This window comes from Stenotrophomonas sp. 05L44_2 (assembly GCF_056665995.1).
In genome coordinates this window covers 1-6,540 of sequence record NZ_JBFTNR010000163.1, presented here as the reverse complement: position 1 = coordinate 6,540, position 6,540 = coordinate 1, and the positions used below count along the sequence as shown (strand labels likewise).

General features: G+C 66.4%; 5 protein-coding genes. All 5 read left to right on the top strand.

The window, feature by feature from the left end:
• Positions 1-50 precede the first annotated feature (50 nt).
• The gene (locus tag AC1VAN_RS07705; RefSeq protein WP_478013517.1) at positions 51-2,576 is read left to right on the top strand and encodes a membrane-bound PQQ-dependent dehydrogenase, glucose/quinate/shikimate family; all 2,526 of its coding nucleotides are present in this window, start codon (positions 51-53) and stop codon (positions 2,574-2,576) included.
• A 120-nt stretch (positions 2,577-2,696) separates the two neighbouring features.
• The gene (locus tag AC1VAN_RS07700) at positions 2,697-3,785 is read left to right on the top strand and encodes a lysozyme inhibitor LprI family protein (protein WP_442252046.1); all 1,089 of its coding nucleotides are present in this window, start codon (positions 2,697-2,699) and stop codon (positions 3,783-3,785) included.
• Positions 3,786-3,832: 47 nt separating this feature from the next.
• On the top strand, positions 3,833-5,464 hold the full coding sequence (locus tag AC1VAN_RS07695; RefSeq protein ID WP_442252045.1) for a peptidoglycan-binding protein: 1,632 nt from the start codon (positions 3,833-3,835) through the stop codon (positions 5,462-5,464).
• A 24-nt stretch (positions 5,465-5,488) separates the two neighbouring features.
• Positions 5,489-6,112, top strand: a complete 624-nt coding sequence (locus AC1VAN_RS07690; RefSeq protein ID WP_442252044.1) for a DUF4952 domain-containing protein — start codon at positions 5,489-5,491, stop codon at positions 6,110-6,112.
• Between the two features lie 46 nt (positions 6,113-6,158).
• Positions 6,159-6,540 (top strand): energy transducer TonB (locus AC1VAN_RS07685; RefSeq protein ID WP_032976288.1); only part of this gene is annotated, 382 nt, incomplete at its 3' end.

Below are 6,540 nucleotides of genomic sequence, written 5' to 3'. Positions count from 1 at the left end.
CTTCACGGTGACGGTGGCATAAGGGCGCATGCTGCCCCCGGAGATCGACGATGTCCGCCACGCCGCAGTCTGCTTCCGCGCCTCCGCCCCGCCATCCTCTGGTTACCGTGCTGGCCCTGTTGCTGATCGTGCTCGGCCTGGTCATCGGCGGCCTTGGTGCGTGGCTGCTCAGCCTCGGTGGCTCCTGGTACTACGCCATCGCCGGCTTGGGCCTGCTGGTCTGCGGCATCCTGTTGTGGGGCAATCGGCGTAGCGGTGCACTGCTGTAYGCACTGGTGTTCATCGGCAGCCTGCTGTGGACCTGGTGGGAGTCGGGCAGCGATTACTGGCGCTGGGTACCGCGGCTGGGCCTGGTGACCGCCCTCGGCATCGTCCTGGCATTGCTGGCGCCGACCCTGCAGGCGCCGGTGCCCAGGCGGCTGTCGCGCAGCGTGGCCGCTGTACTGATGCTGGTCTTCGTGGCCGCCTTCGGCCTCGCGTTCACCCCGCATGGCGTGGTCGACGGGCATCAGCCGTTCCCCGAGCCGGCGGTCAGCGCCGGGCTTGATCCCACCCGTGACACCACCGGCCTGCAGCCTGCCGACCAACCGGCCGAGGGCGACTGGCCGGCATGGGGGCGCAGCAATGCGGCCACCCGCTATTCGCCGCTGCAGCAGGTCACCCCGGAAAACGTGGGAACCCTGCAACTGGCGTGGCAGTTCCGCACCGGCGACCTGCCGAAGAAGCGCTGGGGTGCGGAAACCACGCCACTGAAGATCGGTGATCGGTTGTACCTGTGCACCGCACGCAATCAGTTGATCGCCCTCGATGCCGGCAGCGGCAAGGAGCTATGGCGTTTCGATCCGAAGGTGAAGGATGCGTCGATCCCGTAYACGGCCGCCTGCCGTGGCGTGTCCTATTACGAGCTGCCCAGCGCGCCGACCCTCGCCGATGCCGCACTSGCTGACGTGGCTGCCGATCTCGCGCTGCCCGCACCGCCGCCGACCCGCACCCACCGGAGCGCGGCGCCAGGGAGCCGCTCAGCCTGCAGCGCACGCATCATCGAAGGCACGCTGGACGGTCGCCTGATCGCGGTGGACGCCGACAGCGGTCGCCCCTGCGCGAATTTCGGCAACAACGGCCAGGTCGACATCACCCTGGGCATGGGCGAGGTGCCGCCGGGTTACGTATCGATCACCTCGCCGCCGGCGATCGTCCGCGGTGTCGTCGTCACCGGCCACCAGGTACTGGACGGCCAGCGCCGCGACGCGCCCTCCGGCGTCATCCAGGCCTACGACGCGATCAGCGGCAAGCTGCGCTGGGCGTGGGACATGGACCAGCCCGAGCGCAGCGGCCTGCCACCGCGCGAGCAGACCTACACACGTGGCACACCGAACATGTGGACCACCGCTACCGGCGATGAAGCACTGGGCCTGGTGTACCTGCCGATGGGCAATTCCGCAGGCGACTACTGGAGTGGCTCGCGCACCGAAAACCAGAACAGGTACGCGACCTCGCTGGTCGCCATCGATGTGGCTACCGGCAAGCCGGTCTGGCACTTCCAGGCCGTGCGCAAGGACGTCTGGGACTACGACCTGGGTTCGCAGGCCAGCCTGATCGACTACCCGACGGCATCGGGAAAGGTGCCGGCGATCCTGCTGCCCACCAAGCAGGGCGACATGTACATCCTCGACCGTCGCAACGGCCAGCTGCTGACCCCGGCCGAGGAGCGCAAGGTGCCACAGGGCGGCGTGGAGCCCGAGCAGCGCGCCGCCACCCAGCTGTTCTCGCTGTACCACACACTGCGGCGCGACGACGCGCTGACCGAGCGCGACATGTGGGGCATCACCCCCATCGACCAGCTGGTCTGCCGAATCCAGTTCCGCAAGGCACATTACGAAGGGTTCTACACACCGCCCAGCAGCGATCACCACTCCATCGAATACCCCGGCTACAACGGTGGCTCGGACTGGGGCAGCGTGGCCATCGATACGCGGCGTGGCGTGATCGTGGCCAACTACAACGACATGCCCAACTACAACCGGCTGGTGCCGCGCGCCGAAGCCGACCGCAAGGGCTGGCTGCCGCGCGAGCAGATGCGCGCCGACAAGGGCGGTGCCGAAGGCGCAGGGGATCCGCAGGTCGGCACGCCCTATGGCATCGACGTCAACGCCGGTTGGCGGCTGCCGTTCACTGGCTTGCTGTGCAAGCAGCCGCCCTATGGCGGTATCCGTGCGATCGACCTGCGCAGCGGCAAGCTGCTGTGGGACCGGCCGTTCGGCAGCGCGCGTGGCAACGGCCCCTTCGGCATCCGCTCCGGCCTGCCCATTGAAATCGGCACGCCGAACAATGGCGGTTCGGTGGTGACCGCCAGCGGCCTGATCTTCATCGCCGCAGCGACCGATGACCTGCTGCGTGCCATCGACCTGAAGACCGGCAAGGAGCTGTGGCACACCAAACTGCCAGCCGGTGGCCAGGCCAACCCGATGGTGTACGAGCAGGGCGGGCGGCAATACGTGGTCATCATGGCTGGCGGGCACCATTTCATGGAGACGCCGGCCGGGGATTACGTGATGGCGTATGCGTTGCCGGAATAGCGTCCGGCTCCGAGGCCGGCATGCGTGATGTGACCGCTGTCGCTGAAGTTGCGTGGGTGAGCGTGCAGGATCCATCATCGGAACAGGACGGGGCTGGCCAAGCCCCACGGAAGGAATCGCATGCTGAACTCAGAACGCCTGCCGGGGCGTGCCACCCGGTTGCTGGCTGGGCTGCTTCTGCTTGGCCCTTGCCTGTGGGCATCGGCACAGGCCTCGCTCCCGCCCACCGTACGCAAGCTGCCCAGCGGTGCCGAACTGATCGCCGGCGATGTGCGCTACCTGAGCCCCGCCTATGCGCCGTGCATGGCCAATGCGGGCACGGCGCTGGACGCTCGTCGTCGCTGTGTCGACGCTGAATTCAAGGCTCACGACGATGCGCTCAACGCCGCCTACAGCGCGGCGCGCTCCACGATGACGGCCAATGATCAGCAGGTACTGCGCGATCTGCAGCGGCAATGGCTGCGCCAGCGTGACCGTCGTTGCCCGGAAGGTGGCAATGCCGCTGCCCAACTGGATTCGCAGCAGTGCCGTATACACATGACTCTGCTGCGTGCCCGCCAGCTGCAGGGCGGTGGTGCGGCGGCCCTGGTTGCTGAAGCCAAGGCGGCCCCGGCACCCACGCAGGTCGCCGCTCATACCGCAGATGGCGAACCCGATAGGCAGGGCAGGATCGTCCTGCAGCCCGGCGAGGGCAGTATCACGCCTGCGCTGCAGGTGGTCTTCCAGGTGGCCGACTGCAGCGGCACCGATAACGTGATGACCTGTCAGGTGCGGAGCATGGGCGTGACCCGTGGCGGCCGCAAGGTGGCCGTCACGGACATGCAGCCACGCCTGACCCGCGCCGGTGCCAATGCCCATGCTGCGGCCGCCATGCTGCTGACCGCTTCTGACTTCAACGGCGATGGCTTGCCAGACCTGCAGGTATGGCAGGACAACAACGGTGTCTACAACGTTCCCGTCCACGCGTTCTACCTGTTTGATGCCAAGGGCCATCGCTATGTGCGTGCCAAGGCACTGGAAGCGGCCATCGGTGGACGTGACATCGACCATATCGACAACGGCCGGTTCGTACTGCGCGGCAAGGCAAGCCCGTGCGAGCGGGAAGACAAGGTCATCCAACTGCGCGGAACCGAACCACGCACGCTGCTGATGCGCCGCTATGACACCTGCAGGGGCCAGGTCCCTACTGAATCGGACCTGCTGAAGTAGGTCCTTCCCTGACGAATGGATGCGTTCCGGAACTGGAGAGCTGAAGGATGAGCGAAGGCTATGGAAAGGGTGGGTCAGGCTTCGGCCTGACCCGGGACCAGTCGGTCGAGATGATCGTCCGCACCTGTATCGACAATGGCGTTACCGATCACCGGCAGATTGCTTACGTGCTGGCCACGGCGCAGCACGAATCGCGCAATTTCGCCGCGCCAGAGGAAGACTGGGGCAGGAAGCAGGCAGTGGATCTGCGCTACTTCGGCGGTGAAGAGTATTTCGGCCGGGGTTTTGCCCACCTTACCCACGTCAACAACTACGAGCGGCTGGGCGAGGCGCTGGGAATGGGCCGCGAGCTGGTCGAGCACCCGGAGCGGGCGGCCGAAGCGGAAATCGCCACCAAGGTGCTGGTGGTGGGGATGCGCGATGGCATGTTCGGCGCGCGGCTGTCCGACAACGTCAACGCCAGCCATGTCGACTACCGACAGGCGAGAGCCTCGGTCAATGGCGGTGAGTTGAACAACGACAGTCCCTATCCGGACGCCATCGCCACGTTGGCCACCGGATGGGAATCGCAGGTCGCCGGCCTGGTCCAGCGCGTTCAGCAGCCGGGCTTCCAGATGCCGGTGCCGATCCAGCAGGGGCCCGCTGGGACGATGGACCTGCACCGTGGTGATGCCAACCAGAAGGTGCTGGAAGCACAGCAGTACCTGCAGCGGCTGGACATCCGCAACAACGCCAATGCCGCGATCAAGCCCGATGGGGACTTCGGTTCTTCCACCGAGCAGGCCGTGCGCCGCTTCCAGACCGAGCGGGGCATCAGTCCGGCCAATGGTCGCATCGACGATGCATTGCTGGAGCGCATGCGCACCGACACGCTGGCGGTCGATCCGGACTTCAAGCGCCGGACGGTGACCGATCTGACCGGGCCGCTGGCCGACGGTAACCTGCGCCCAGGTGAGAAGGGCGAGCCGGTGTTCGAGATGCGCCGCCAGCTGGAGGAGCTGGGGTACCTTGCCGAACCGAACCCACGTGCCGAGCGCGAGGCGCGCACGTTTGATGCCGGCATGCAGGCGGCCATGCGCAATTTCCAGCAGGACTACGGCCTGCCCCTGCGCCCGGGCAACACCATCGATGAAGATGCGCGCCGGCAGTTGAACGATGCAGCGGTGGCGCGCGAGTTTGCCCCCACCACCGAATTCGACCGAGCAGAGAACTGGCCGCCACAGCGTCCGCCCTATACGCGGGCGGAGTTCCAGCCGGAGCAGGTACAGGCGCGGCAGCAGGCTGCGGCGAATCCACCGGTCGCTGGCCCGGCCACGCAGGAACCGCTGCCACAGCGCAGTGGCGTGGATTCGCTGTCGCCCAGGGATGCAGCGTTGTTCGAGCGCATCCGCCAGGGAGTACCCGGAACCATTGGCGATGAGCACGTCATGCAGGCCGTGCTGGAGTCCAAGCGCAACGGTATCGACGATGCCGGGCGCGTCGACCGGGTCATGATGGCCGGAGATCGCCTGTGGGTCGCCGGCTTGATTCCCGGTGAGCGCGCCAGTGTGGATACGGCGCAGCCCGCGCGCTCGATGGACGACATGGTGCGCGATCTGGCCGGTGACCATCGGCAGCGTGAGCAGCAACTCGCCCTCGACAGCCGCCAGCACGAGAACCGCGGGCCTTCATTGGCCTGAGCCGACAACAGCGACGTGCCCGTTGTGGGTCCGTCGCTGCTGCGGGGGAGCGTTGATCGAAGCGTTCGCACCGGGTGGCTGCGCCAGTCGATTACGATGGCATGTCGTCACGCCCACGGAGGATCTGCCATCACCCTGTTGCGTCTGTCTGCCTCCTGTTTCGTCCGCCTCGGAAGCAGTGCTGGGCTGCTGCTTCTGATCGGCAGCGCCGTCACTGCCAGCGCGCAGGCGCCTACCAGTGCGATCGCAGAGTGGGAACTGCACGGCCGCTCCGAAGGCCTGGCCCGCCCCGACACCGTCTGCCAGGATTTCCTGCAGGCGATGGGACGCAAACCAGCCGAGCTGGAATACCTAGGCTGCACGCAGGACGACGATTCCTACATCCAGCCGATGGAAGCGCGGTATCGCGTCAGCGGTGCCTCGGCGGCGAAGATCGAAGCCTATCTGCAGCAGACCTTTGGCATGCCGTCATTGACATATGTATGTTGTGGCTGGAGCAGCGGCGCGCCTTATTTCTGGCATGAGCAGCCGGGCAGCGTGAAGTACCAGATCGGCATGGGCGTGGAATCGCTGCACCATCCGCGCACGCAGTGGAGCGCGATTCCCTACTTCACGGTAACCGTTGCGGTGAACCGCAAAGGCCCCTGATGGCGTACGCTTGAAACCAACCACTGGCGTACAAGGAATGACAACCATGCCCCCGATGCTGCTCCGTGTTGCTGCCATCACGCTTGCCCTGGCACTGAGCCAGGTCGCCACCGCCGCATCTCCCGAGCCGCTGCAGCTGCCGCAGGCCGAAGCGTTGACGTACTGGAAGCCGGTGGAGGGCACCTTCCGCCCACAACTCAATGTCGACCCCGGCCGTGTGCCGTTCGCGGAGGAGGTGACCGTGGCCTATTCGGTCAACAAGCGCGGCCGGACGTATGACGTAAAGGTGGTGGAGGCCAAGCCGTCGACGGCCTTCAGTGGCTGGGCGTTGAATGCGGTCAAGGCGATGCGCTTCACGGCGACGGACAGCAACACCGAGCGCACGCCGATCCGCAGCGAAATGACTGCACGCTGGGGCGGTGGCAAGT

Coding starts and splice junctions, on each gene's coding strand:
- AC1VAN_RS07695 (WP_442252045.1), top strand. CDS start 3,833: ATGAGCGAAGGCTATGGAAAGGGTGGGTCAGGCTTCGGCCTGACCCGG.
- AC1VAN_RS07700 (WP_442252046.1), top strand. CDS start 2,697: ATGCTGAACTCAGAACGCCTGCCGGGGCGTGCCACCCGGTTGCTGGCT.